This is a genomic window from Dongia sp., assembly GCF_041918875.1.
Lineage (GTDB): Bacteria > Pseudomonadota > Alphaproteobacteria > Dongiales > Dongiaceae > Dongia.
This window is the reverse complement of sequence record NZ_JAYRUV010000002.1, coordinates 226542-251529: the sequence shown is the minus strand read 5'-3', so window position 1 is coordinate 251529 and position 24988 is coordinate 226542. Positions and strand designations below refer to the sequence as shown.

Here is a 24988-nt window from a genome sequence, read left to right as displayed (position 1 = left end):
ACGCATGTCGGCATTCGCCGACGGGCCCGAGAAACGAGGTTGAGCGGGGCAAGTCGGAGGGAGCCCGTCACTTGGCGGTCGGCCCACACCCGTCACTTGGCGGCCCCCCTCCCAACCCTCCCCCCCTGAAGGTGGGAGGGCTTTTCTCTCTTCTCCTCCTCCCACCTTCAGGAGGGAGGCCGGGAGGGGGGCTGCGACTGAAAAATTCTCTCCTATCCGATTTCTTTCTCTTCTCCCCATCCGGAACCGCTCGAGCAGATCATGCCGGCCGTTCGTTTCGGCCGTGACGGGTGCTGCTGCCTGCAGCACCGAAGGGGAACCCGGTCACCGCGTCGAGTCCGGCGGGGGCCGCCAACCGCTGCGGCCCAAGGGGAGCGTCCTGTGACCCGGGACTCGCGGGGGATCGCTCATCCATCCGATCCGGGAGGCCGGTTTGACCCCCGGCCCGGGGTTGCTCCGAATCAAGGAGCGATGGGGTCGGCCTGCGCTCCACGGGAGCTTGCGCCGATGACAACCGAGCGGCTCCGGCTGGGGAGCCAGAGGTGATGTGCATGCAACTCTAATAGTATCTAATTCCTATCATCTTGTCAAGAACAAATAGGGAATATTTGTGCGTAGTAGTTGGGAGGGGGGCGCGCGCTTAGTGATGCAGGATCTGGCTCAGGAACAGCTTGGTACGTTCCGACTTCGGATTGTTGAAGAATTCCTCGGGCTCGTTCTGCTCGATGATCTCGCCCTTGTCCATGAAGATGACGCGGTTGGCCACGGTGCGGGCAAAGCCCATTTCGTGGGTGACGCAGATCATGGTCATGCCTGAACGCGCCAGCTCGATCATCACGTCGAGCACCTCCTTGATCATCTCCGGATCGAGGGCCGACGTGGGCTCGTCGAACAGCATGACCTTGGGATTCATGCAAAGCGAGCGGGCAATCGCCACGCGCTGCTGCTGGCCGCCCGAGAGCTGGCCCGGGAACTTTCCCGCCTGTTCTGGAATCTTGACGCGCTTGAGGTAGTGCATGGCCACCTCTTCCGCTTCCTTCTTCGGCACCTTTTTCACCCAGATTGGGGCCAGGGTCAGGTTCTCCAGCACCGTCAAGTGCGGGAACAGGTTGAAGTGCTGGAACACCATGCCCACTTCGCGCCGCACTTTCTCGATATTCTTGAGATCGTGGGTGAGTTCGATGCCGTCCACGACGATGCGGCCGCGCTGATGTTCCTCGAGGCGGTTGATGCAGCGGATAAGCGTCGACTTGCCGGAACCGGAAGGCCCACAGATGACGATGCGCTCGCCCTTTAGCACGGTGAGGTCGATGTCCTTGAGGACATGAAACTGGCCATACCATTTGTTGACACCGGTGAGGCCGATCATGACCTCGTCCGTGACGATCATTTGATTGGAAGCGGTTTGTGCCTGAGTGCTCATGCGAATGCCCCCTGTTCCTAGCGCCGGTGACCGGTGTGGAGTTTGCGTTCAAGCCGCATCGAGTAGCGCGACATGGAGAAGCAGAAGATCCAGTAAACTGCCGCGCAGAAAACGTAGCCTTCGATCTCGGTACCAATCCAGTTCGAATCGCGCGAACCGGCCCGGACGATGCCGAGGAAGTCGTAGAGGCCGACGATCGCCACCAGAGTTGTGTCCTGGGTCAGGCTGATGAAGTTGTTGACGATGCCTGGAATGGCGATACGCAGAGCCTGCGGCATGATAATGAGGCGCATCATCGACCAGTAGCCCAGGCCCATGGCCATGGCGCCCTCATACTGCCCTTTGGGCAGCGCCTGGAGACCGCCCCGGATCACTTCGGCCATATAGGCGGAGGCAAAGAGCGTCACACCCACCAGGATACGCAGCAGGATGTCCGGCTCGAAGCTGGGCGGCAGGAACAGCGGCAGCATGATGTTCGACATGAAGAGGATCGTCACCAGCGGCACGCCGCGCGCGAACTCGATGAAGATGACGCTGAGCAGGTGCACGACCGGCAATTGCGAGCGTCGGCCAAGGGCAAGCATGATGCCGATCGGCAGTGAGAACAGGATGCCGATACCGGCGATGATCAAGGTCAGCATCAAGCCGCCCCACTTCGAGGTCGGCACCGTCTCAAACCCCAGGCCGCCATGCAGCAGAAAGAAGGCCAGGAAGGGGAAGATGGCGAAGAAGAACCAGGCGAAAGGCTTTTTGTTCGTCACCTTGTCGGCAAGGAGGCCATAGACCGACACCACCAGCATCACGAAGGTCAGGTCGACCCGCCAGCGATTGCTGATCGGCAGCCAGTCGGCAATCGGCGTATCCGGATAGAAACCGTAAATAAACTGGCTGAAACGTGCCTTGACGAAGATCCAGCAGGCGCCGCCAGTGGTGCAGTCGGCAAATTGCGGCGCCTTCTCGCCGGCAATCACGGATGGGAGATAGTTCCAGTCCGCATCGAAGAAGGCCCAATTCAGGATGGAGGGGATAATCAAATAGAGCAGCACGATGGCCGCCAGGGTGAGCAGCGTATCCCACCAACTGGCAAATAGATTGTGCCGAAGCCAGCCGATGATGCCGGATTCGGTTACCGGCGGCGGCAGGTTGGGGCGGTTACCGGGAACGACTGGCGTGTCGGTCATATCCGTCATGGCGCCCTCACCTTTCCACCAGCGCGGCGCGCTTGTTGTAGATGTTCATGATCGACGAGATGATCAGGCTGACGGCGAGGTAGAAGCCCATCAGGATAATGATGCATTCGATCGCGCGACCGGTCTGGTTCTGCGATGTGCCGATGACGGCGAAGAGATCGGCATAACCGATGAACCCCGCCAGCGTCGAATTCTTCACGACATTCAGGTATTGGCTGATCAGTGGCGGAATGATGACGCGCAGGGCCTGCGGCAGAATGACGAGCCGCAAGGTCCAACTTGATTTGAGGCCCAGCGCCAATGACGCCTCGGTCTGCCCATGACTGACGGCCATGATGCCAGCGCGAACGATCTCGGCAATATAGGCCGAAGTGCTGATAGAAAGACCAATGATCAGCGCCGTCATTTCCGGTTGGACCGTAAGGCCGCCCCTGAAGTTGAAACCGCCTTGCTGCGGTATTTCCCAGGCAATGGGGTCGACTGCGATATAAGTGAGGAGCGGCAGCAAGATGACCAAGGCCGTATTGACGATGATCACCGGAAACTGCTGGCCGGTCTCCAATTGCCGCTTGGTCGCCCAACGCGCGACACCCAGAGCCAAGCCGATTGCGAGCAGAATGGCCAGGATGAAGACGATGATGCTGCCTTCGAAAACCGGCTTGGGCAGGAACAGGCCCTTCTTGTTGAGGAATATGACGTCCGCAAAGTTGACGCTCTCCTTCACCGCGGGCAGCAGCGCGATCATGGCGCTGAACCAGAAGACGAGCTGCAGAAGAAGCGGGATGTTGCGGATGATCTCGATATAGGTCGCAGCGATGCGAGAAACGAGCCAGTTCTTGGATAGCCTGGCGACACCGACCACCAGACCCAGAATTGTAGCGAAGAACCCTGCGATGGCCGCCGCCAGCAAAGTATTGATCATACCGGCCAGGATCATGTGGCCGATCTGTGAATCCAGCGTGACGTCTATGATCGAGAAACTGAGTTGGAAACCGGCGATGTTGGTGAGGAAGTCGAAACTGATGGCGGGTCCGGCCGCTTTCGACTGCTTCTCAAGGAAATTGTAGATCAGGAAGGCAAAACCAGCGACGAGCAGAACGATGACCGCGACCTGCGCGATAATCCCGCGCACGCGTTCGTCGCGCCAAAATGCCGGTTTGCTTTGTGAAACGGTACTCGCAGCGGCACCCGCGGCTGCCACCGTTTTTGCTGACGCCATGTCAACGCCTCCCCAGCGGGTTGCGTGCAAATAAGACATCTACGCCCGGCTTTTAAGGGCCGGGCGTAGAATATCAGCGATTTACTGGCTTAACGAACCGGCGGCGAATATTGCAGGCCGCCTTTGTTCCACAGCGCGTTCAAGCCGCGCTCCAGGCCGATCGGCGTCTTCGGACCAATGTTACGATCGAAGATTTCGCCGTAGTTACCGACCGCCTTAATAATGTTGTAGCCCCAGTCGTTGCCAAGGCCCAGGCCCTCGCCCATCTTGTCGGTGACGCCGAGCAGGCGCTGCACTTCGGCATCGGCCGCGGCATTGTCCGGGGCGTTGGCCGCCTTCACTTCGTCCACATTGGCCTGGGTGATGCCCTTTTCTTCGGCCACCAGGGTGGCGTTATGCGTCCAGCGGACGATGTCGCCCCATTGGTTGTCGCCATGGCGGACGACCGGACCCAGCGGCTCCTTGGAGATGATTTCCGGCAGGATGATATTGTTGGCCGGATCCTTGAGAGCCGTGCGCTCGCCGGCAAGGCCGGAAGCGTCGGTCGTGTAGGCGTCGCAGCGGCCTTCGTCATAGGCGGCACGCGCCTGGTCGTTTTCCTTGAACTTCACTGGCTGGAAGCCAAGGCCGTTGGCTTTGTCGAAATCGCCCATGTTCTTTTCGGTCGTGGTGCCTTCCTGCACGCAGACCGTGGCGCCCTTGAGCTCGAGCGCGCTCTTCACGCCGAGATCCTTGTGCACCATGAAGCCCTGGCCGTCATAATAGTTAACCTGCACAAAATCGAGCGCCAGCTGGGTGTCGCGCGAGAGCGTCCAGGTGGAGTTGCGGGCCAGCATGTCGACTTCGCCCGATTGCAGGGCGGTAAAGCGCTGTTCGGCCGAAAGCGGCTTGAACTCGACCTTGCTCGCATCGCCAAACACGGCCGCGGCAACGCCTTTGCAGAGATCGATATCGAGGCCGGCCCATTCGCCCTTATCGTTCGGCGCGCCGAAGCCAGCGAGGCCCGTCGTCACGCCGCACAGCAGCTTGCCGCGCGCTTTGACATCGTCGAGCGTACCGGCTTGAGCGGCCGTGGCCATGCCGGCCAGCAAAGCGACACTCGCGACGGCGTATTTCAGATGCTTCATTTTTGTGGTCCTTCCCTGGAGTTTTTATTCCCTTTCACCCGTCCCGCCATTGCCCCGATTTACGGGTGCAGTTCCCAGAGGCAAAACAAGCTTGAATTTTCTGTAACACATGCACTTTTCCCTCACAAGCTTTCTGGCCCGGCCCCTTGGACCCGCTGCGGTGCATCTAGGAACCCGTGCCGGGCGGTGATAAAGGTGAAGCAACTAAACAAGTGGGAACCAGTTATGAAACGCCGCGACCGCACCCTTATTACACATGCAGGCAACAACCCGCGGGCCAATAAGGGCATCGTTAACCCTCCCGTTTACCATGCGTCCACCGTGCTCTTCGACAATGTCGCCGACATGCGGGCCCGGGGTCGCGACAAGTTCAACAATGTCTATTACGGCCGCTACGGCACGCCGACGACCTTCGCCCTGGAGGAGACGGTGGCGGCCCTCGAGGAGGCCGACAAGGCGGTCGCCGTTCCCTCCGGCATGGGTGCCATCGCCGGCGCACTGATGAGCTTCGTCGGCACCGGCGATCATGTCCTGATGGTCGATACCGTCTATGAGCCGACGCGCTTCTTCTGCGACACGCAGCTGAAGAAGTTCGGCGTCGAGACGAGCTATTACGATCCGCTGATCGGTGCCGGCATCACCGACCTCATTCAACCCAACACCAAGATCGTCTATCTGGAGAGCCCGGGCTCGCACACGTTCGAGATTCAGGACGTGCCGGCGATCGCTGCCGCGGCGCATGCCAAGGGCTGCATCGTCATCATGGACAACACCTGGGCGAGCCCGCTTTATTTCAAGCCCTACCGCCATGGCGTCGACCTGGTCGTGCATGCCGCGACGAAATATCTGGTCGGCCATTCCGACGTGATGATGGGCATCATCACCATGCGCGAGGAATTCTACAAACAGGTGAAGACGCAGGTGCACGGCATGGGCTTCGCCGTGGGCGGCGACGATTGCTATCTGGCGCTGCGTGGTATCCGCACCTTGTCGGCGCGATTGGCACAGCATCAGGAAGGCGGCATTGCTCTGGCGAAGTGGCTCAAGGACCGGCTGGAAGTCGAGCGCGTGCTGCATCCCGCTTTGCCCGATCATCCCGGCCATGCGCTGTGGAAGCGTGATTTCCTGGGGTCCAGCGGGCTTTTCGGCGTGGTGCTGAAGCCGGCGGCGGAAGAGCGCGTCAATGCCATGATCGACGGCATGGAACTGTTCGGCCTGGGCTTTTCCTGGGGCGGTTATGAAAGCCTGATGGTGCCATCGGCGCTCGGCACCGCGCGCACGGCGACAAAATGGACCGCCGGCCCGACCGTGCGCATTCATGCCGGCCTTGAGGATCCGCAGGATCTTATCGAGGATCTGGCGCGCGGGTTGGACAGGCTGCGGGGGAACTGAGGCAGTTAGAGTGGATGCCCGGGTCAAGCCCGGGCATGAAGAGGTTCTTTTTGAGAGCGTCATGGCCGGGCGAAGACCCGGGCATCCACTGTCAACAGGACAAATCACCAACGGAAAAGGGCCGGTCCACTGGACCGGCCCTTTCGCATTCCGGAGAATGTCGCGCGAGACTTAGCGCGAGTAGTATTCGACCACGAGATGCGGTTCCATGCTGACCGGGTACGGCACGTCGCCCAGAGCCGGGACGCGCACGAACTTCGCGGTCATCTTCTTGTGATCGACTTCGAGATAATCCGGCGTGTCGCGCTCCTGCGACTGCGCGGCGCCGACGACGAGAGTCATCTGCTTGGCGCGCTCACGCACTTCGACGACGTCGCCATCGGAAAGCTTGTAGGAGCCGATGTTGACGCGCTTGCCGTTGACCAGGACATGGCCATGGTTGACGAACTGGCGGGCGGCGAAAACGGTGGGCACGAACTTGGCGCGATAGACGACCGTCTCGAGGCGGCGCTCAAGGAGGCCGATCAAGTTCTCGGAGGTGTCGCCACGGCGGCGCACGGCTTCCTGATAGAGCTTGCGGAACTGGCGCTCGCCGATCGAGCCGTAATAGCCCTTCAGGCGCTGCTTGGCCATCAACTGGATACCGTAATCGGTCGGCTTCTTGCGGCGCTGGCCGTGCTGGCCCGGACCATATTCGCGGTCATTGATCGGGCTCTTGGGGCGGCCCCAGAGGTTGACGCCCAAACGGCGGTCGATCTTGTGCTTGGCTTCAATACGCTTCGACATAGGTTACCTTCTCGTTTTTTCACGACGTTGTTCATGTCCCGGCTGTCCGGCCCGGTTCGAAAACCGGCGGCTGGGCATGCCTTGAGGCAGTCCGGCGCGGGAGCGGGCGGAATATAGCGGCTAAATCCTGGCAGTCAAGCAAGGATAAGACAATGCGACCGCCATGCAACCAATTGATATAACTTAATTTATTCGAGTATCCGGACGCAATAGACCGGCGGCAGGTGGCCAGAGAGCAGGTGCCAGCCCTCGCCGCCATCCGAACTTATCCACAGATTGCCGGTGGTCGAGCCGAATGCCAGGCGGTTTCCACTGCCATCGACGTCGAGGGCATGCCGCAGAACGAGGTCGAACACCGGCTTGGCCGGGAGGCCGTGGGTGATGTGGCGAAAGCTTCTGCCCCCATCCTCGGTCTTGGCGACGCAGAAGGTCTCGTCCTTGGGCAGGCGGTACTCGTCCTTCTCGGCCGGCACGAACCAGGCGGTCAGCGGGTTACCGGGGTGGATGGCGACGGCAAAGCCGAAAGCCTTGGAAATCTCCCGCCAGCTCTTCCCGCCATCGGTCGAGGTGAAGACGGCATTGTGATGCTGGATGTAGAGCCGCTCCGGATCCGAGGGCGCCCGGCGCATCCGATGCACATCCTGGACGTTCGGATTGTCCTTCTGGTCCGGCGGCATGTAGGCCGCCCACAAACCCTTCGACGTGTTCGTCCAGGACTTACCGCAATCCGCCGTCTGCCACACGCCACCGGTCGAGATCGCCAGCGCCATCTGGCGGCTGTCGTTCGGATGAATGCAAATGGAATTCAGCGCCGGCGTGTCATTGCCGGCACCGCCCCATTGCGAGCGTTCCGGCAGCGCCATGAATGGCTCATTCAGTGTCCAAGTGGCGCCTTTGTCGTCCGAGCGGAACATGCCGGCGGGCACCGTGCCGGCCCAGATGGTGCCCGGCATGTCTGGCCCGGCGGCTTCGAGCGCCCAGATGTTGAGAACCGCCGGCGCATCCGGCGCGTCGGATTTCGGAAAGGCCGGCGGCGCCACCTCCTGCCAATGCGCACCGTCATCGTCCGAACGCTGCAGCTTGGGCCCGAAATGCCCGTAATCGAGTGCTGCGTAAAGGCAGCCGTCGCGCCGGTCCTGCATGATCATGCTGACCGGCGTGCCGCGGAAATGGACGCCTTCATAACGCCAGCCATCGCCATCGGCCACATAGAGAATGAGCCCCTTGCGCGATCCGATCGCCAGTTTACGCGCCATCGCCGCCTCCTCTATCCGCCCGAGAGGGCTTGCATCACATAGACATCGTCATCCGCCGCGAGACGCTGGGCTGCCCAGTTTGCCGGCGGCAGCTTCGCGCCGTTGATGAAGATCACGACATGACGGCGCAGACGGTTCTGTTCGTCAACCACATAGGAACGCAGACGCGGCGAACGCGCGAAGATCCCGTCGAGCGCATCGCCGAGCGTCTCCGCCGTGACCTCGGTCGCGCCGGCCGGTGCCACTTTGCGCAGGTGCGCCGTGAAGGAGATCTTCGCCAATTCGGCCTCGCTCGCGCCACGCGGAAATCGAGGAACCAAGGCGTACTATTTTCTAGGGACGCGCAAAGTTGTCAACTCTTTGACAACACCGTGCAGGGTCCGCACTTCCTGCTCGGTCAGTTGCGCGCGCGACCACATGTTTCGGAGATTCCGCACCATATTGGGGCGGGCCGCCTCGTTGCGCAGAAATCCGCAGGCATCGAGTTCACGCTCGAAATGCTCAAAGAAGGCGTAGACCTGGTCCTTGGTCGCCAGTTCCGTACCGTTCAAATCGACCTGGGAGGGCGGTGTGTTGTCGCCGGCCTGGAACCATTCGTAGCCCACCAGCAGAACCGCCTGGGCGAGATTGAGGCTGGTGAATTCAGGATTGAGCGGCACGGTCAGGAGTGCGTCCGCCAAAGCGACATCGTCGTTGACGAGACCCATGCGCTCGGCACCGAACATGAAGCCGATCCTGCCTCCCGTGGCGATCTTCTCGCGTGCCTCGGCCGCGGCAAAACGCGCCGTCACCACAGGCTTCACCATCTTCCTGTCGCGGGCGGAGGTCGCGTAGACATAGGTGAGGTCGGCCAGCGCCTCCTGCGTCGTCTCGAAGACGCGGACAGGCTCCATCATCTCGAAGGCACCGACGGCGGCGCGATCGGCCTTCACATTGGGCCAGCCGTCGCGGGGGCCCACCAGGCGCAGATCGGTGAGGCCGCAATTGAGCATGGCGCGCGCGGCCGCACCGATATTCTCGCCCATCTGCGCAGAGACCAGGATGATGGCCGGCTTGTTCGCGCTCATCGGTTCAGTGGCCGCAGGACTTCAGCAGCTTCCAGGTGATGGCATCGTTCAAGGCCTCGAAGGAGGCATCGATGATGTTGGGCGACACACCGACCGTGTTCCAGCGCTCGCCCTTATCGTCGGCACTCTCGATCATCACGCGCGTGATCGCCTCGGTGCCGGCCTGCGGCGTCAGGATGCGCACCTTGAAATCGACGAGGCGCATGTCGGCCAATGCCGGATAGGCCGGCAGCAGCGCCTTGCGCAAGGCACTGTCCAGCGCGTTAACAGGGCCGTTGCCGCTGGCCACCGTCATCAGTTGCTCGCCCTCGATCTCGAGCGTCACGGTCGCCTCGGATTCCGTCACCAGATCGCCGCGCACGTTCCAGCGCCGTTCATCCATGACGCGAAAGCGCGCCAAGCGGAAGAAGGTCGGCACCGATCCCAGGGCGCGCCGCGCCAGCAACTCGAACGAGGCCTCGGCGCCGTCATAGGCGTAGCCCTCGTACTCGCGGAGCTTCACCGTCTCCACCAGGGCCCCCACCTTGCCGTCATCGGCATCGACATCGAGGCCGATCTCGCGGAAACGCGCCAGGATGTTGGCGCGGCCGGACTGATCGGAAACGACGATGTGGCGGCGGTTGCCGACCAGCGACGGTTCGATATGCTCGTAGGTACGCGGATCCTTCTCGACGGCCGAGACATGCAGGCCGCCTTTGTGCGCAAAGGCGCTTTCGCCCACATAGGCGGCGCTGCGCGCCGGCGCTCGGTTGAGGCGCTCATCGAGCAGGCGCGACAGATGCGTAAGCTGCGTCAGATCCTGCGCGTCCAGTCCTACCTTGAAATCGGTCTTCAGCATCAGGGAGGGAATGAGCGAAACGAGATTGGCATTGCCGCAACGCTCGCCAAGCCCGTTCAGCGTTCCCTGCACCTGGCGCGCGCCGGCACGGATTGCGGCCAGCGAGTTGGCAACCGCGTTCTCGGTGTCGTTATGGCAATGGATGCCGAGATGGCTGCCGGGAATCCTGGCACTCACCTCGCCGACGATGCGCTCGATCTCGTGCGGCAGGGTGCCGCCATTGGTGTCGCAAAGCACCACCCAGCGCGCACCGGCCTTATGAGCGGCCAGGGCGCAGTCGAGTGCGTATCGCGGATTGGCCTTGTAGCCGTCGAAGAAATGCTCGGCGTCGAACATGATTTCGGCGCATTGCCGGCCGGCATGCTCGACGCTTTCAGCGATCATGTCGACATTCTCGCTGCGGCCGATGCCGAGCGCCACGTCGACATGGAAATCCCAGCTCTTCCCCACCATGCAGACGGCAGCGGTCTTGGCGTTGAGAAGCGCGTTGAGGCCGGGATCGTTGGCGGCCGAGCGGCCGGGTCGGCGGGTCATGCCGAAGGCAACGAATTTCGCATGCCTGAAACTGGGCGGCGCACCGAAGAAAGCATCGTCGGTCGGGTTGGCACCCGGCCAGCCACCTTCGACATAATCGACACCAATGCGATCCAGCGCTTGCGCGATTGCCAGCTTGTCATTGACGCTGAAATCGACGCCTTGGGTCTGCGCGCCATCGCGCAGCGTGCTGTCAAAAAGATATACGCGCTTGTCATCCGCCATGATTTTGTTGGCTTTTCCAACCCCTTGCCCCGATTGACCGGGTATTCAGCATATGGGAGTCTGCCCGTCAAGCAGAGGGGACGACACAATATTACCAACACTTTGAATTGAGGCCGAAATGCCGGATCTAGCCAATTTATGGCCCTTCTTCGTGGCCGCCCTCGCCCTCAACCTGACGCCGGGCGCCGACATGACCTACGTCATCGCCCGGACGGCGACCCAGGGCCGGGCAGCCGGGATCGCGGCGAGCTTCGGCATCGCCGGCGGCAGCGTGGTGCACACAATGCTCGCAGCTTTCGGCGTCTCCGCGATCCTCGCGCATTCGGAGGCGGCCTTTATCACCGTGAAGGCGGCCGGCGCCGCCTACCTGCTCTATCTGGCCTGGAAGGCGCTGGTGGCTGGCGCGGTGCGGGCCACGGCACCCCAGCACCTCGCGCCCGTGCCGCTGTGGCGCCTGTTCGCGGAGGGCATGGTCACCAACATCCTCAATCCCAAGGTGGCGCTGTTCATCCTGGCTTTCCTGCCGCAATTCGTCGAGCCGCAGGCGGGGCCGGTCTGGCTGCAGATCCTGTTCCTCGGCACCCTCTTCAACATCAGCGGCACGGTCGTTAATTGCATCGTCACTCTGTCGACGGCCGCCGCGGCGGGCCTCCTGCGCGGATCCGCGGGGATCGGACGCTGGCTCAACCGGTTATCGGCGCTCGTTTTCGTTGGCCTTGCCATTCGCCTGGCCCTGGCAGAACGGCGTTGAACTCCGCGGTCATTGTCGGTTCGATATCCTGATAGATCAGGATCTTGTCGACACGCACGCCGTCGCTGGACAGCGGCAGGAACAAGGTGCCGATCTCTCGCGCAAAGCCGGAGCGCGAAGGGGTCGGATCGTAATCGAATACGATCGTCTTCTCGTCGATGGCGATGCGGTAATTCTCCAGCACCTCGTTGCGCACATTGCCATAGAGGCCTTCCTGAACCGGCCGGCCGGTGGGGTCGAAGCCGCGATGGGCGCAGACGGAGGTGCCAACGACACGGTAGGTGATCCGTCGCTCGGGGAGGTCGGTGACGTCAACCAGGACCAGTCCCGACAGCCAGGGTTTCATATCGGCGGGATCAATGTCGGCGCGTCTCGGCAATGCGCGACCGCCCTTCTTCGCTTCCCAATAGCGGTAGAGAGCCGCCGTGCGAATGGAGCATACTTTCAGAAAATCCGACGACATCAGGCGCTGATACGTCATACCAGCCTCGCCTGTTTTCCGCCGCGTTTACGCCCGGCATACGTCGTCCCCGTCAACATCATCCGCCGATAGTGGTGCTTATGCAAGCGCGCCAGGGAAATAGCGGCGGATCTTAACGAATTGGATCCGCCACGCTGCCCAATAGTGTCAGCTTCGCTTCCAACTGGTTCCGGTGGGGCTGTCCTCGAGGAGAATTCCCTCGGCAGCCAGCATATCGCGGATACGGTCGGCCTCAGCGAAGTTCTTGGATTTGCGCGCCGCGATACGAGCGGCGATCAGATCCTCGATCGCGTCGGCACTCCGCCCCTCGCCGCCATCGTCCTGCTGCAGCCAGGCGACTGGATCCTGCCACAAGATTCCGAGGAGCTGGGCTGCTCCCAATACGGCAGCTTTCGCAGTGGCTTTCCTGGCGGGCGTCGTCGCCTTGTTGAGTTCCGTCACCAGTTCATGCATCTCGCTGACGGCAAGCGGTGTATTCAGATCGTCGGCCAGCGCCGCCAGGATCAGCTCCGGCGCTTGCGGCTCCACCTCGATGTCGGCGACCTTCGCCAAGGCACTGTAGAAGCGGTCGAGTTGCGTCTTGGCTTCGAGAATGCCATCGCGCGTTATGTCGATCGGCTGGCGATAATGCGCCGACAGGAGTGCCAGGCGGATCGCCTCGCCGCGGTAGCCTTCGCCCAGCAACTGATGCACGGTGAAGAAGTTGCCGAGCGACTTTGACATCTTCTGTCCGTTCACCTGCACAAACCCGTTGTGCAGCCAGAACTTCGCCATCACTTCGGTGCCATGAGCGCAACGGCTCTGCGCGATCTCGTTCTCGTGGTGCGGAAAGATGAGATCGATGCCGCCGGCATGAATGTCAAAAACCTCGCCCAGCAACTCGCCGGACATGGCCGAGCATTCGATATGCCAGCCGGGGCGGCCGCGACCCCAGGGGCTGGGCCAGCCGGGCTGGTTCGCCTCTGACGGCTTCCAAAGCACGAAGTCGGCCGGGTGCTTCTTGTACGGCGCCACCTCGACCCGGGCACCGGCGATCATATCATCGAGGCTGCGCCCGGACAGGCCACCGTAATCGGCCATGGAAGGCACATTGAAGAGCACATGGCCTTCCGCCGCATAGGCATGGCCCTTGGCGATGAGCTGTTCGATGAGTGCCACCATCTGCGGCACGAATTCGGTCGCGCGCGGCTCGCGGCTGGGCGTCAGGGCGCCCAGGGCCGCCATGTCGTCATGATACCAGCCGGCGGTCCGATTGGTTGTGCTTTCGATGCTCTCGCCAGTCGCGGCGGCGGCGGCCATGATCTTGTCGTCGATATCCGTGATGTTGCGGACATAGGTGACATGATCGGCGCCATAGACATGGCGCAGCAGGCGATAGAGCACGTCGAAGGCCACGACCGGGCGCGCATTGCCGATATGAGCGTAATCGTAGACGGTCGGGCCGCAGACATACATGCGCACGTTGGCGGTATCGATCGGCTCGAAGATCTGCTTTTCGCGGCGGAGAGTGTTGTAGAGATGGATCGTCATCTATTTCTTCCCGATTGGCGCGCTCAGGCGGTTTCGCCTCGCAAGCGGCGCAGGGTCTTGTCGCGACCGATCAGCGGCAGCAGCAGGCGCATTTCCGGGCCGTGATCCAGCCCCGTAAGAGCCTGGCGCAAGGGCATGAACAGATCTTTGCCTTTGCGGTCCGTGGCCGCCTTCACTGCTTCGGTCCATTGTTTCCAGCTACCCTCATCCCAGGGTGCGGGCGGCAAAACATCGGCCGCGCTGGCCGCGAAGGCCGGATCGACGATAAGGGGCGCGATGCTGCCGCGGCAGATGCGATGCCATTCTCCAATCTCCTCGATCTTTTCCACGTTCGCGCGCGCCACATCCCAGAGAGCTGCGTCCACATCGCCAAGGCCGACGCCGGCAAGATGCGCCTTTGCTTCAGCAAACGGCAGCAGATGGAGCAGCCGGGCGTTGAGGTGCAGCAGTTCCGCCGGGTCGAAGCGCGGGCTGGATTTGCCGAATTTGCCCAGATCGTGCGACTTCACCAAATCTTCCAGATGCGGCACGACGGCAAGCGGCACACCTGTGCCGATATGGGCGAGGTAGGTGTTGAGCGCCATTGGCTCCAACCCCTGTGTGCGCAAATCGGAAATCGAAAGCGAGCCCAGGCGCTTTGATAGCCCCTCGCCGGCCGCATCGACCAGCAACGGCAAATGGGCAAAGCCGGGCGCGGTGGCGCCCAAGGCTTCAAATATCTGGATCTGCGTACCCGTATTGGTGACGTGATCGTTGCCGCGAATGACATGCGTCACCTGAAGATCGATATCGTCGACCACCGACGGCAAGGTGTAGAGATAGCTGCCATCTTCACGGATCAGCACGGGGTCCGACTGACTGGCGGCGTCGATATGTTCCGGCCCGCGCACCAGATCCGTCCAGTCGACACGGCGATGCACCAGCTTGAAGCGCCAATGCGGACGCTTGCCACCGGCTTCCAGTTTGGCGCGATCGTCAGCGGTGAGTTTCAGAGCGGCCCGGTCATAGACACGGTGGATCTTGCGCTTCAGCGCCAGTTCCTCGGCGCTCTCATAGCAGGGATAGAGATGCCCGCTGGCCTTCAGCCTGGCGGCCGCCGCGTCATAGGCCGCAATGCGGTCCGTCTGGCGCGCAAAGATATCCCAGGTGAGCCCCAGCCAGGTCAGATCGGCTTCGATCCCGGCGGCGAATTCGGCGGTGGAGCGTTCGATATCGGTGTCGTCGAGGCGTAGCAGGAAGCTGCCATTGCGCTGGCGCGCGAACAGCCAGTTATTCAGGGCGATATAGATATTGCCGACATGCAGCCGGCCCGTGGGGCTGGGTGCGAAGCGAACGCGAACCGACATCACAACACTCGATTTCCATCAGTTTTGCCTATCCCCGGACCCGACCCTATTGGGGCCGAAAGCCATTGGTGATCGGATAACGCCGGTCCTTGCCGAAGGCACGCCGCGAAATCTTCACCCCTGGAGGGGCCTGGCGGCGCTTGTATTCGGCCAGATCCAGCATGCGCCAGACCCGGAGAACCGTGGCCCTGTCATAACCCTTGGCGACGATCTGGTCCACGGCCATCTCCTCCTCGACCAGGCAGGTGAGGATTCCGTCCAGCACGTCATAGGGCGGCAAAGTGTCCTGGTCGGTCTGGTCGGGCTTCAACTCGGCCGAGGGCGGCTTGGTGATGACCCGCTCTGGCATCACCAGACCGCCGGGCCCCGCCAGACCGGCCGGCATATGGGCGTTCCGCCACCGGCAGAGGGCGAAAACGGTCATCTTGTAGATGTCCTTGAGGACCGAATAACCGCCGCACATATCGCCGTAGAGGGTCGCATAGCCGACCGACATTTCCGACTTGTTTCCGGTCGTGAGCAGCATGTGGCCGAGCTTGTTGGACATGGCCATGAGGGTCACGCCACGGGCGCGGCTCTGAATATTCTCCTCGGTCGTGTCCTGCTGCCGGCCCGCGAAGACGCCGGCGAGCATGGCTTCGAACGCCTTCATGGCCGGCTCGATAGAGACGATGTCGTAGGAAATGCCGAGGAGCTTCGCGCAGGCGGCTGCATCTTCCAGGCTGTCGTGGCTGGTGTAGGGCGACGGCATCATCACCGCATGCACCTTGTCCGGCCCCAGGGCGTCGACGGCGACCGCTGCCGAAAGTGCGGAATCGATGCCGCCGGAAAGACCCAGCAGCACACCGGGAAAGCCGTTCTTCCGCACATAATCGCTGAGGCCCAGCACCATGGCGCGGTAGATCGATTCCAGCGGCGCCAGCGGTTGCGCCACGTCGCCCGGCAGGCACATCCAGCCTTCATTGCCGCGCTGCCATTGGGTGATGGCGATCTTTTCCTCGAACGCCGGCAGGCGCGCCTTGATCGCCTTGCCGCGATCCATGACGAAGGAATCGCCATCGAAAACCAGCTCGTCCTGTCCACCCATCTGGTTCAGATAGACGATGGGCAGGTCTGTCTCGTCCTGGCGCGCGCCGGCGATCTCGAAACGCTGATTGGGCTTGTCGTGGTCGTAGGGGCTGCCATTGGGGACGAGCAGCAATTCGGCCCCCTTCTTCTTCAGATGCCCGCTGGTGGTGGCAAACCAAAGGTCCTCGCAGATCATCAAACCGAGCTTGAGGCCATTGAACTCGACCGGCTCCGGCAAAGGACCCGGCACGAAGACGCGCTTTTCGTCGAACACGCCATAATTTGGCAGGTCGTATTTGAATCGCTTGGCGAGGATCTTGCCCTCGCCCAACAGGAAGGCCGCGTTATGCAGCTTTCCCTCTTCCATCCAAGGGGCACCAACGATGACCGCAGGGCCGCCATCGGCCGTTTCCCTGGCCAATTGCTCGACGCCCTTTCGGCAAGCATCCTGGAAGGCCGGTTTAAGGACCAGATCTTCTGGCGGATAGCCGGAAACAACCAGTTCCGGCGCCAGCACCAGATCCGCGCCACCGGTAGCGGCCGCCGCACGGGCAGCATTGATCCGCGCCACATTGCCGGCCACGTCGCCAAGCTTGGGGTTGATCTGGGCCAGGGCGATTTTGATTTTGTCAGTCATGATGGGAACTTAACCGTCGTCCGGATGAAGTCAATTGCGCAGCGCACAAAGCGGATATGCGAGCCCTTTTGGGCCCGGTTTTTGCTTATGCTAGGCTGCGAGCGGGTGAAGTCAGAAAGGACGTATCGGATGCGCAAATCATTGACGACACTGGCTGCGCTGGGCTTTGCGGCCGCGGCCGTCCCGGCCTTTGCCCAAAGCGCCGAGATTCTGACGCCGACCCCGGTCATCGAGCCGGCTGGCAATCGCTACATCCTGATGGTCCTGGACCAGCCGGACCGAGACCTCACCAAGGGCCGCAGCAAGGTCAACATGCTGCTCGACACCAAGACGGGCAAGACCTGGATCCTGGAGTTCGGCGTGATCAAAGGCACCAATCAGAACGGTTACGTCTGGTCCGAAGTGCCGTTCAACACGGTGCCGAAGTAGGCCTCACTTCCGGAACAGGAACTCGCGGCCGACTTTCACGCGCTTCACGCCGTTATATTCGACGATGTCCGCCGTGGCGTAGGTTTCCGTCCAGCGCTGCGGCAGGAAGGAGCCAGTGCCCACCACGTCGATCGGCGCCTGTGCCTCCGCCATCACCTTGCACTTCGCCGGATCGAAGCCTGAGGACGCCACGATCCTGACCTTTTGAAATCCTTCGCGGTTCAACGCATCGCGCAAGTGCCAGATCGCCGCCGCCGAAACACCGGCACCGACGAGGTGGCGCAGCTCGCTTTCCGAGCGATAGCCGCGAATGACCCTGGGTACATGGCGATCCAGCACCGCATAGGAGGCCGGCGGGTCGAGCCCTTCGATGAAGCGGCTGCCCGGCGTGTCGATGCGGACCGAGAGCTGCCCTTGCGAGGCCATGGCGGCAAAACGGCGCGCGACCGTCAGTGCGTCGGTGACTTCGCGGCCGAAATAATCGACCAGCACCGTCATCGGCTCATCCGGGAAGGTTTCGTGAAACATCTCGGCGGCCCGCAGGGTCGAACCGGCATAGCCGATGAGGGCATGCGGCATCGTGCCCATCGCCTTTTCGCGGCCGAAATAATGCGCCGTCGCCTGTGTCGCATTGCCGATGAAGCCGACCGCCTTGACCTTGCGGCTTGCGCGCGCGGAGCCGACCGAGGCGGCATAGGCCATCATCTCGGCCATTTCGAGCCCGGCGCAATGACGCGCATCCATGGCGAGGAACGAGACATTCGGGAGATCGGCGCACATGGTGAAGGCATTGAAGGCGGCGACGCAGGCCGGCCCCAGCTTCATCAAGAGCAAGGTCTCAAGATCGGCCAGATGCACAAAGGAGCCGGTCACATACATGATCGGCTCGCCGGCACCGACCCACCTGCCCTCGTCATACTGCAGATCGATCTGGAATTCCGTCCCACGTTCGGCGGCGACACGGCGCAGCCAATCGAGCGCTAGGCGCGGCGCCGAAATCACCGGGCGGCGCATGAAGATCGCATAGGTCACGCGCACATCGCCGAACTGCGCGACGGTGGCCTTGGTTTTCAGGAAATACTGGTCGGACCAAGCGGCAATCTGATCCGAAGCCGGCCCTGCTACAGGCCCGGCTTCCGCGATCTTGTTGTCGTTACGAGGCTTCGGCGATGCGTTGTCCACCGGCGCGCTCCGCTTTCAGTTGCTCGGCAATGAGGAAGGCAAGTTCCAACGCCTGGGTGGCGTTGAGACGCGGATCGCAATGGGTATGGTAGCGGTCAGCCAGCGCCTCCTCGGTCACGGCCTTGGCGCCACCGATGCATTCGGTGACATCCTGGCCGGTCATCTCGAAATGGACGCCGCCGGCATGGGTGCCTTCGGCCCGATGCACGTCGAAGAACCCGCGCACTTCGCCCAGGATGCGGTCGAAGGGGCGCGTCTTGTAGCCGTTCGACGATTTGATCGTGTTGCCATGCATCGGATCGCAGGACCACACCACCTTGCCGCCATGGCGCTTCACGGCACGGACCAAAGGCGGCAGCTTGCCTTCGACCTTGTCATGCGCCATGCGGGCGATGAGGGTCAGGCGGCCGGGGATGTTCTGCGGGTTGAGGATGTCGATCAGGCGCAACAGCTCGTCCGGATCCATGGTCGGACCACATTTGAGGCCGATCGGATTCTGGATGCCACGCATGAATTCGACATGGGCGCCGTCCGGCTGCCGGGTGCGGTCGCCGATCCACAGCATATGCGCCGAACAACCGTACCATTTGCCGGTCAAGCTGTCGGTTCGCGTCAGCGTCTGCTCGAAATTGAGTAGCAGGGCCTCGTGGCTGGTGAAGAACTCGGTTTCACGGATCTGCGGCACCGTCTCGGACGTGAGGCCGCAGGCCGCCATGAATTCGAGCGTCTCGGAAAGGCGGTCGGCCAGCTCCTTGTAGCGATGGCCCAGGGGGCTGTCGGCGACGAAATCGAGGTTCCAGCGATGCACCTTGTGAAGGTCGGCAAACCCGCCTTGGGCGAAGGCGCGCAGCAGGTTGAGCGTCGCCGCCGACTGGTTGTAGGCCTGCAGCAGACGCTCCGGATCCGGCACGCGCGCGGCCGGCGTGAATTCGATGCCGTTGATGTTGTCGCCGCGATAGCTCGGCAGCTCGACCCCGTCGATCACCTCGGTCGGCGCCGAACGAGGCTTGGCGAACTGGCCGGCCATGCGGCCGATCTTCACGATCGGCATGGCCGCGCCATAGGTCAGCACCACCGCCATCTGCAGCAGCACGCGGAATGTGTCGCGGATATTGTTGGCCGAGAATTCGGCGAAGCTCTCGGCGCAATCGCCGCCCTGCAGCAGGAAGGCCTTGCCTTCCGCCACCTGGCCCAGCGCCTCGGTCAGGCGGCGCGCCTCACCGGCAAAAACGAGCGGCGGATAGGTCCGAAGGCGATCCTCGACCGCCGCCAGCTTGGCGGCATCGGGATATTGCGGAACCTGGGAGATCGGCTTTTCCCGCCAGCTCTCCGGCGACCATTTCGTGCTCATCTTCTGCCTCGACTTACGCGCGCCCCTACGGGATCGTCCCGCTATGGGTAACAGGGGCATTGTATATATGATTTATGCCCCCTTCATGCAAACTATGGCGATATGCACGCTAACATTTTGTAAAACAATAATAATATAGGCCGCCACTACTGGCCGACCTTTACTACTTCACCCTTCAGGGCGACGCCGGCAACGATGGCGCCAGCATGGCATTCATAGAGCGTGTCGCTGGCGAACGGTTTCTTCTTGTAGTAGCTGACGATGTTGATGACGGCATTGCCGCCCTCGGCGATAGCCCGTTCGCCGAGTTCCTTCATGGCCGAGATCATGGCCCAGGTGCAGGCTTCCTCGTCCTGTTTGCCGAAGGAATTGGTTTTGCGGTTGGTGACGAACTCGCCAAGATTCTGCCCGGCGGGTGCCGCCTGATCGGCAAAATAGAACTTCACGCCCGCCGGGACGTGTTCGGCATAGAGCGGATCGGCCTGCACGTCGGCCATCTTCAACTCATAGCGCGTATCGCGGGCCGAAGCCGGCTCGGAACCCATGACCAGGGTCGATGCGGCGATCGCGAGTGACAGGCGGATTTCCTTGCGCATTGCTTCTCTCCGGATAACTGAGGTCGAGACGGTTCAATGCCATGGGATGCAATGAAGTTCCACCGGCGGTCGCTCAGGCCGGTGTGCGCATGGTCACAAACTCTTCCGCAGCTGTTGGATGCACAGCCACGGCAGCGTCGAACTGCGCCTTGGTGGCGCCCATCTTCACGGCGATGGCGATGGCCTGGATGATTTCCGGCGCGTCCATCCCGACCATATGGGCGCCCAGCACCAACTGTGAGGTGCGCTCGACCACAAGCTTCATCAGCGTGCGTTCATCGCGGCCCGAGATGGTGTGCTTCAAGGGCTTGAAGTCGGCCTTGTAGATGTCGAGTTCGTGGCCATCCTTCCGTGCTTCAGCTTCGGAAAGACCGACGACGCCGGCCGGCGGATGGCTAAAAACCGCCGAGGCGATCGTGCGGTGATCGACCTGCCAGGGCTTGTTGCCGAACACCGTGTCGGCATAGGCGTGGCCTTCGCGGATAGCGACAGGTGTCAGATTGACCCGATTGGTGCAATCGCCGATGGCATGGATGTTAGGCACGCTGGTCCGGGAACCCGCATCGACGATGATGGCGCCGTCCGGCTTCACGGCGACACCAATCTCGGCAAGGCCGATACCGTCCGATTTCGGACGCCGCCCGGTCGCATACATGACGGCATCGCATGTCATCCGCGAACCATCGTTCAGATGCAAGGTCAGCCTGGCGCCGCTCTTTTCAATCCGCGCCACCTCTGTCTTCGTGCGAATGGCGATCCCCTTCTTGCCCATTTCGACGGCCAGGAAATTGCGCACATCGTCATCGAAGCCGCGCAGGATCTGCTCGCCGCGATAGAGCTGCGTCACCTTGGCGCCGAGACCGTTGAAGATGCCAGCGAATTCCACGGCGATGTAGCCGCCACCGACGATGGCAACCTCCTTCGGCAAGGCCGGCAGGTGAAACGCCTCGTTCGAAGTGATCGCATGTTCGATGCCGGGGATCTGCGGCTGTTCAGGCCAGCCGCCGACAGCCACCAGGATCTGTTTGGCGGTCACGCGCTTGCCGGCCACCTCGACCGTATGCGGGTCGGTCAGCGCGGCGCGGCTTTCCAGGAGGTCCACCTTGGAGCCGCTGAGCAGCTTCTTGTAGATGCTGTTGAGGCGATCGATTTCCTTGTCCTTGTTGGCGATCAAGGTCGACCAATCGAAGCGCGCCTCGCCGACCGTCCAGCCGTAATTGCGCGAATCCTCGAAATCCTCATGAAAATGGGCGGCATAGGAGAGCAGCTTCTTCGGCACGCAGCCGCGGATCACGCAGGTTCCCCCGACCCGGCTTTCCTCGGCGATGGCCACCCGCGCTCCATGGCCGGCCGCCACGCGCGCCGCACGCACGCCGCCCGAGCCGGCGCCGATGACAAAGAGATCGTAATCGAATTGGGACATTCAGGCTGCTCCGCGCTCATTGCGGTGGCAGCTTTGCACCACCTGGCCCGGTCAGGTCAATTGCCGTTCACCGTATATCTGGTGGCGAAACAGTGCACGCGGGGTCGTTGTCTTGGCGCAGCCGGACGGCCCCAGCAGTGCCACGGCGGCCCATCCCGTACGGCAAGATCGATGGCATCGACGGCAATGATGCTTTCCGACCGCTTTCAGTTCAGTCGAACTCATTGCCTGCCTTGTCCATCGCCGCGAAATTTGGGCGCCCGGCCGCCGCCGTCCCAGGGCAGCCGGGCGCCGCGTGGGTCTTACGCATCCTTGGAGATGCGGTCCCACTCTTTCTTGAAGGCATCCTGGTTGTCCAACCGGTAGGCGGCCTTCTCCATTTTCTCGATCAACTCAATATTGGCAGGATTTTTCTCACGCGCCAAAGGTCGCGACACGATTTCGCCTCACCCCGTGCATTTTACCGACTTCTTATTGGACAGGAGTATGACAGGGATAAAGTGTAAGTGTCCATGGCCCTTTGTGAAGCCCAGCCGGCGGCCGGCCTATGCCGTTATCCGGCTTCGCGCGGCCTCGCTCCGCGTCGCCAGGCGCCAGCGCTGACGCAGCATAACGCCAAGGACGGCCAGTTGGACCAGAATTGGCGCAAAGCTCCAAACGATATCGTCACTCGCCACCGGCAGAACCAGCGTGATGTAGTCGCTGTAACCGGCGAACACCATGATGATGCCCACCGGCCAGTAGATCAGCGCCAGATAGACGAGCCATGTGACATCCGACCGGCTGCGCCAGGTGCCGAAGCTCAGCCACATCAGGAAAGCCAGATCCCGCAACATGAACAGCACGATCAGCACCAGCGTTTCCGCAAGATGCTCGAAAGTCAGCAGGCGAAGCCGCAGCAACAGCGCCGAAAGACTTGGCGGCCATTCGTCGAAGGACATATCCGAGACGGCGGTCAGCGCAAATGCCAAGGCGGCAAGGACCCCGGCAAGGCTGACAAGCCACCAGGGGATTTCCGCCACGGCCCGGCTGATATCGCCCCCGCGCAGCGCCAGCAGCCCGGAACGGTAGCGGATGGGATCGCGGCGGTCGGCCAGGGCTGCGAGATAGGTGAGGATCGCAACGACGGCGAAGACTGGCAGTGCCGCACCCACCGCGCCGCCGCCCGGCCAGGGAGCGACCCCGGCGGCAAGGACCGCACAGAAGCACAGGAACAGCGACCAGAACCAGGGCCAGCCGCGATATTGTAATTCGCTGCGCATCAGGCGGAATACGGCGACGACGGCCCAAAGCACGAACACGGTCCCCAGCACCGCGCGCACCAGCGGCCATGAATAGGCGCTGTCATAGACATAGGCGACACCGGGACTGAACCCGGATTCATCGAGGACCGGAAACGTCCCGCCACCGCTCACCGCCAGAAAAACCACGAAGCCGCAGGTTTGCGCCAGGGTGATGGTGAGGCGGCGATATTGCACCGTCTTGCGCAGCCGGATGAGCGCCACGCCCAATGCCACCGCGTGCGCGAGGCTGGCGCCGATCAACACCAGATAGATGCCGAGCCAGAAGCCCCCGGCCTGGCCAGGCGGAAAGCCCAGCTTCCAGCCGACGAAGACATAAGCGATCAGCGACAGGAAACCGCAATACCAGACAAAGCTGCACCCGCCGACGAGCTTGCCCCAGGTCATCGACCAGGCCGACAGGCCCGACATGCGCTGCATTTCCCAGGTGCCGCTGGCGACCTCTTCGGCCAACGAGTCGGCGGCGCGGCGCGGACCCCACATGCCGAGCACGATGGTCAGCAGCATATTGGCGGCATAGGCGAGCTTGTCGTAGTCGCTCACCAGGAAGATCGCATAGGCGATGGTAAAGCCGACGATGCAGGCTGCCATCATACGCTGCCAGCCCAGATGCAGCCACAGGTTACGCTGGAATTCCGGATTGATGTCGACGCTCATTTCGGCCCCACGAGGCGCAGGGGCGGCCGTTCCGCCGCCGCTTTCATCCGGGCCAGATAAATGTCCTGCAGGCTGCGCCGCTCCGGCGAGAAGGAGGCCAGCGGCAATCCGGCCTCGATCACCGCAGCAAGCATGGCGGCGCGGGCCCCGGGGTCCGGGTCCGAGACGACGATCGCCTCGTCGATGCCGCAGCTCAGCACCTCGATATTGCCGACGGCCACCAGGCGCCGGCGCAGTTCGAGTATCGGCCGGGCAAAATCCAGCCGGATTTCGACCCGCCGTTCGGTGACGGCGCCCATCGTCGTCAGCGGCGCATGATCGACCACCCGTCCCTGCCGCAGCATGAGTATATGGGTCGAGTAATCCTCCAACTCGGCGAGGATGTGGGAGGAGACGAGGACGGTCATGCCATCGCGCGCAAGGTTGCGCAGAACGGCGGAAAGGCCGATGCGCGCCGAGGGGTCGAGACCCGAGGCCGGCTCGTCGAGCATCAGGAAACTCGGCTCATGCAGCACGGCCTGGGCAATCGCCAAACGCTGGCGCAACCCCCGGGACAAGGTTCCCGCCTTGTGACCCAGTCGGTCGGCGATCTCCATTCGGTCGGCGACCCGCTCCGCCACGGCTGTCCGCTGGGCACGCGGCACACCCTGGGCGGCCGCCCGGTACTCCAGGCATTGGGCCACGGTAAGGTCGTCATAGAGGCCGAAGAAGTCGGGCAAGAAACCCATGCGCCGGTGCGCCGCCCGTGGGTCGGCATGAACATCCATCCCATCCAGCCGAACCGTACCCGAAAAGGGCTGGTCGAGACCCGCGCATAGCCGCATCAGGGTCGATTTGCCGGCACCGTTCGGGCCGACCAGCGCAGTGATCGTGCCCCGCTCCAGAATCAGCGAGACATCTTCCAGGGCGCGGTGGCCCGGATAATCGAAGACAAGGTTTTCGACTTCCAGCATGGCTGAAGTGTCGCGGCTTTCAGGCTTTCTGGAAAGACCCCTCCCTGCCCTGGGGTGTGTGCGTTTTCCTATTCGGATCAAGGGGAAAGCGGCATGGGCGAAATCCGCCAGCGATATTCTCACACCAGATGACAGATGCGTCACCATCCGTTAACCTTGTCTCCATTAGCATCTGCAGCAACACCACTGACATCTCGCCGGCATGTCCCCGCGCCGGCTGCTCACG

23 protein-coding genes are annotated in these 24988 nt (G+C 62.2%); 3 read left to right on the top strand and 20 right to left on the bottom strand.

Annotated elements, in window-relative coordinates; all coding sequences use genetic code 11:
• Positions 1-640: 640 nt before the first annotated feature.
• The 4 genes from ACE3TY_RS03030 to ACE3TY_RS03015 form a co-directional block, all read right to left on the bottom strand.
• A complete protein-coding gene (locus ACE3TY_RS03030) occupies positions 641-1369 on the bottom strand; it encodes an amino acid ABC transporter ATP-binding protein (protein WP_374650979.1) in 729 nt (242 codons plus the stop codon).
• Positions 1370-1440: 71 nt separating this feature from the next.
• Positions 1441-2613 carry an amino acid ABC transporter permease gene (locus tag ACE3TY_RS03025; RefSeq protein WP_374650757.1) on the bottom strand — a complete coding sequence of 391 codons (1173 nt, stop codon included), beginning with the start codon at positions 2611-2613 and terminating at the stop codon, positions 1441-1443.
• 7 nt (positions 2614-2620) lie between these two features.
• Positions 2621-3832, bottom strand: coding sequence for an amino acid ABC transporter permease (locus tag ACE3TY_RS03020; RefSeq protein ID WP_374650755.1), 1212 nt, complete (start codon positions 3830-3832; stop codon positions 2621-2623).
• Positions 3833-3921: 89 nt separating this feature from the next.
• Complete coding sequence (locus ACE3TY_RS03015; protein WP_374650753.1) at positions 3922-4959, bottom strand: amino acid ABC transporter substrate-binding protein; 1038 nt, start codon at positions 4957-4959, stop codon at positions 3922-3924.
• 225 nt (positions 4960-5184) lie between these two features.
• On the opposite strand from ACE3TY_RS03015, the gene metC reads away from it, so the two are divergent.
• Positions 5185-6351 carry a cystathionine beta-lyase gene (gene metC, locus ACE3TY_RS03010; protein ID WP_374650751.1) on the top strand — a complete coding sequence of 389 codons (1167 nt, stop codon included), beginning with the start codon at positions 5185-5187 and terminating at the stop codon, positions 6349-6351.
• 171 nt (positions 6352-6522) lie between these two features.
• Here metC and rpsD read toward each other — a convergent pair whose 3' ends face one another.
• From rpsD to cimA, 5 genes are all read right to left on the bottom strand, one after another.
• A complete protein-coding gene (rpsD, locus tag ACE3TY_RS03005) occupies positions 6523-7137 on the bottom strand; it encodes a 30S ribosomal protein S4 (RefSeq protein ID WP_374312556.1) in 615 nt (204 codons plus the stop codon).
• Between the two features lie 188 nt (positions 7138-7325).
• Positions 7326-8393 (bottom strand): WD40/YVTN/BNR-like repeat-containing protein, encoded by a 1068-nt coding sequence (locus ACE3TY_RS03000; RefSeq protein WP_374650749.1) that lies wholly within the window; start codon positions 8391-8393, stop codon positions 7326-7328.
• 11 nt (positions 8394-8404) lie between these two features.
• The gene (locus ACE3TY_RS02995) at positions 8405-8674 is read right to left on the bottom strand and encodes a MoaD/ThiS family protein (protein WP_374650747.1); all 270 of its coding nucleotides are present in this window, start codon (positions 8672-8674) and stop codon (positions 8405-8407) included.
• A 45-nt stretch (positions 8675-8719) separates the two neighbouring features.
• Positions 8720-9460 (bottom strand): RNA methyltransferase, encoded by a 741-nt coding sequence (locus ACE3TY_RS02990; RefSeq protein ID WP_374650745.1) that lies wholly within the window; start codon positions 9458-9460, stop codon positions 8720-8722.
• A 4-nt stretch (positions 9461-9464) separates the two neighbouring features.
• On the bottom strand, positions 9465-11057 hold the full coding sequence (cimA, locus tag ACE3TY_RS02985; RefSeq protein WP_374650744.1) for a citramalate synthase: 1593 nt from the start codon (positions 11055-11057) through the stop codon (positions 9465-9467).
• A gap of 118 nt (positions 11058-11175) precedes the next feature.
• On the opposite strand from cimA, the gene ACE3TY_RS02980 reads away from it, so the two are divergent.
• Positions 11176-11808, top strand: a complete 633-nt coding sequence (locus ACE3TY_RS02980) for a LysE family translocator (RefSeq protein WP_374650742.1) — start codon at positions 11176-11178, stop codon at positions 11806-11808.
• Here ACE3TY_RS02980 and ACE3TY_RS02975 read toward each other — a convergent pair.
• From ACE3TY_RS02975 to ACE3TY_RS02960, 4 genes are all read right to left on the bottom strand, one after another.
• Positions 11741-12289: a PAS domain-containing protein gene (locus tag ACE3TY_RS02975; RefSeq protein ID WP_374650740.1), complete on the bottom strand. Its 549-nt coding sequence runs from the start codon at positions 12287-12289 to the stop codon at positions 11741-11743. The genes ACE3TY_RS02980 and ACE3TY_RS02975 overlap by 68 nt on opposite strands.
• Positions 12290-12436: 147 nt before the next feature.
• Positions 12437-13819: a cysteine--tRNA ligase gene (cysS, locus tag ACE3TY_RS02970; RefSeq protein WP_374650738.1), complete on the bottom strand. Its 1383-nt coding sequence runs from the start codon at positions 13817-13819 to the stop codon at positions 12437-12439.
• Between the two features lie 23 nt (positions 13820-13842).
• Positions 13843-15165, bottom strand: coding sequence for a glutamate--tRNA ligase (locus ACE3TY_RS02965; protein ID WP_374650736.1), 1323 nt, complete (start codon positions 15163-15165; stop codon positions 13843-13845).
• A 46-nt stretch (positions 15166-15211) separates the two neighbouring features.
• Positions 15212-16870 (bottom strand): NAD+ synthase, encoded by a 1659-nt coding sequence (locus ACE3TY_RS02960; RefSeq protein WP_374650734.1) that lies wholly within the window; start codon positions 16868-16870, stop codon positions 15212-15214.
• Between the two features lie 129 nt (positions 16871-16999).
• Here ACE3TY_RS02960 and ACE3TY_RS02955 point away from each other — a divergent pair, with 129 nt between their 5' ends.
• On the top strand, positions 17000-17299 hold the full coding sequence (locus ACE3TY_RS02955; protein ID WP_374650733.1) for a hypothetical protein: 300 nt from the start codon (positions 17000-17002) through the stop codon (positions 17297-17299).
• 3 nt (positions 17300-17302) lie between these two features.
• Here ACE3TY_RS02955 and ACE3TY_RS02950 read toward each other — a convergent pair whose 3' ends face one another.
• The 7 genes from ACE3TY_RS02950 to ACE3TY_RS02920 form a co-directional block, all read right to left on the bottom strand.
• Complete coding sequence (locus ACE3TY_RS02950; protein ID WP_374650977.1) at positions 17303-18442, bottom strand: nicotinate phosphoribosyltransferase; 1140 nt, start codon at positions 18440-18442, stop codon at positions 17303-17305.
• Positions 18443-18452: 10 nt separating this feature from the next.
• Positions 18453-19832, bottom strand: coding sequence for a class II 3-deoxy-7-phosphoheptulonate synthase (locus tag ACE3TY_RS02945; RefSeq protein WP_374650732.1), 1380 nt, complete (start codon positions 19830-19832; stop codon positions 18453-18455).
• Positions 19833-19978: 146 nt separating this feature from the next.
• Positions 19979-20428, bottom strand: coding sequence for a hypothetical protein (locus ACE3TY_RS02940; RefSeq protein ID WP_374650730.1), 450 nt, complete (start codon positions 20426-20428; stop codon positions 19979-19981).
• Positions 20429-20501: 73 nt separating this feature from the next.
• Entirely contained in the window at positions 20502-21851 is a 1350-nt protein-coding gene (gene gor / locus ACE3TY_RS02935) for a glutathione-disulfide reductase (protein ID WP_374650728.1), read from the bottom strand.
• A 302-nt stretch (positions 21852-22153) separates the two neighbouring features.
• Positions 22154-22288, bottom strand: coding sequence for a hypothetical protein (locus ACE3TY_RS02930; RefSeq protein ID WP_374650726.1), 135 nt, complete (start codon positions 22286-22288; stop codon positions 22154-22156).
• Between the two features lie 108 nt (positions 22289-22396).
• The gene (locus ACE3TY_RS02925; protein ID WP_374650724.1) at positions 22397-23809 is read right to left on the bottom strand and encodes a hypothetical protein; all 1413 of its coding nucleotides are present in this window, start codon (positions 23807-23809) and stop codon (positions 22397-22399) included.
• Complete coding sequence (locus ACE3TY_RS02920; RefSeq protein ID WP_374650723.1) at positions 23806-24762, bottom strand: ABC transporter ATP-binding protein; 957 nt, start codon at positions 24760-24762, stop codon at positions 23806-23808. The genes ACE3TY_RS02925 and ACE3TY_RS02920 overlap by 4 nt, the downstream gene beginning before the upstream one ends.
• Positions 24763-24988 lie beyond the last annotated feature (226 nt).

What these genes read in the sequence shown, in the direction of transcription:
- ACE3TY_RS03030 (WP_374650979.1), bottom strand. Translation starts at nt 1,369, where the DNA reads ATGATCGGCCTCACCGGTGTCAACAAATGGTATGGCCAGTTTCATGTC.
- ACE3TY_RS03025 (WP_374650757.1), bottom strand. Translation starts at nt 2,613, where the DNA reads ATGACGGATATGACCGACACGCCAGTCGTTCCCGGTAACCGCCCCAAC.
- ACE3TY_RS03020 (WP_374650755.1), bottom strand. Translation starts at nt 3,832, where the DNA reads ATGGCGTCAGCAAAAACGGTGGCAGCCGCGGGTGCCGCTGCGAGTACC.
- ACE3TY_RS03015 (WP_374650753.1), bottom strand. Translation starts at nt 4,959, where the DNA reads ATGAAGCATCTGAAATACGCCGTCGCGAGTGTCGCTTTGCTGGCCGGC.
- metC (WP_374650751.1), top strand. Translation starts at nt 5,185, where the DNA reads ATGAAACGCCGCGACCGCACCCTTATTACACATGCAGGCAACAACCCG.
- rpsD (WP_374312556.1), bottom strand. Translation starts at nt 7,137, where the DNA reads ATGTCGAAGCGTATTGAAGCCAAGCACAAGATCGACCGCCGTTTGGGC.
- ACE3TY_RS03000 (WP_374650749.1), bottom strand. Translation starts at nt 8,393, where the DNA reads ATGGCGCGTAAACTGGCGATCGGATCGCGCAAGGGGCTCATTCTCTAT.
- ACE3TY_RS02990 (WP_374650745.1), bottom strand. Translation starts at nt 9,460, where the DNA reads ATGAGCGCGAACAAGCCGGCCATCATCCTGGTCTCTGCGCAGATGGGC.
- cimA (WP_374650744.1), bottom strand. Translation starts at nt 11,057, where the DNA reads ATGGCGGATGACAAGCGCGTATATCTTTTTGACAGCACGCTGCGCGAT.
- ACE3TY_RS02980 (WP_374650742.1), top strand. Translation starts at nt 11,176, where the DNA reads ATGCCGGATCTAGCCAATTTATGGCCCTTCTTCGTGGCCGCCCTCGCC.
- ACE3TY_RS02975 (WP_374650740.1), bottom strand. Translation starts at nt 12,289, where the DNA reads ATGACGTATCAGCGCCTGATGTCGTCGGATTTTCTGAAAGTATGCTCC.
- cysS (WP_374650738.1), bottom strand. Translation starts at nt 13,819, where the DNA reads ATGACGATCCATCTCTACAACACTCTCCGCCGCGAAAAGCAGATCTTC.
- ACE3TY_RS02965 (WP_374650736.1), bottom strand. Translation starts at nt 15,165, where the DNA reads ATGTCGGTTCGCGTTCGCTTCGCACCCAGCCCCACGGGCCGGCTGCAT.
- ACE3TY_RS02960 (WP_374650734.1), bottom strand. Translation starts at nt 16,870, where the DNA reads ATGACTGACAAAATCAAAATCGCCCTGGCCCAGATCAACCCCAAGCTT.
- ACE3TY_RS02955 (WP_374650733.1), top strand. Translation starts at nt 17,000, where the DNA reads ATGCGCAAATCATTGACGACACTGGCTGCGCTGGGCTTTGCGGCCGCG.
- ACE3TY_RS02945 (WP_374650732.1), bottom strand. Translation starts at nt 19,832, where the DNA reads ATGAGCACGAAATGGTCGCCGGAGAGCTGGCGGGAAAAGCCGATCTCC.
- ACE3TY_RS02940 (WP_374650730.1), bottom strand. Translation starts at nt 20,428, where the DNA reads ATGCGCAAGGAAATCCGCCTGTCACTCGCGATCGCCGCATCGACCCTG.
- gor (WP_374650728.1), bottom strand. Translation starts at nt 21,851, where the DNA reads ATGTCCCAATTCGATTACGATCTCTTTGTCATCGGCGCCGGCTCGGGC.
- ACE3TY_RS02925 (WP_374650724.1), bottom strand. Translation starts at nt 23,809, where the DNA reads ATGAGCGTCGACATCAATCCGGAATTCCAGCGTAACCTGTGGCTGCAT.
- ACE3TY_RS02920 (WP_374650723.1), bottom strand. Translation starts at nt 24,762, where the DNA reads ATGCTGGAAGTCGAAAACCTTGTCTTCGATTATCCGGGCCACCGCGCC.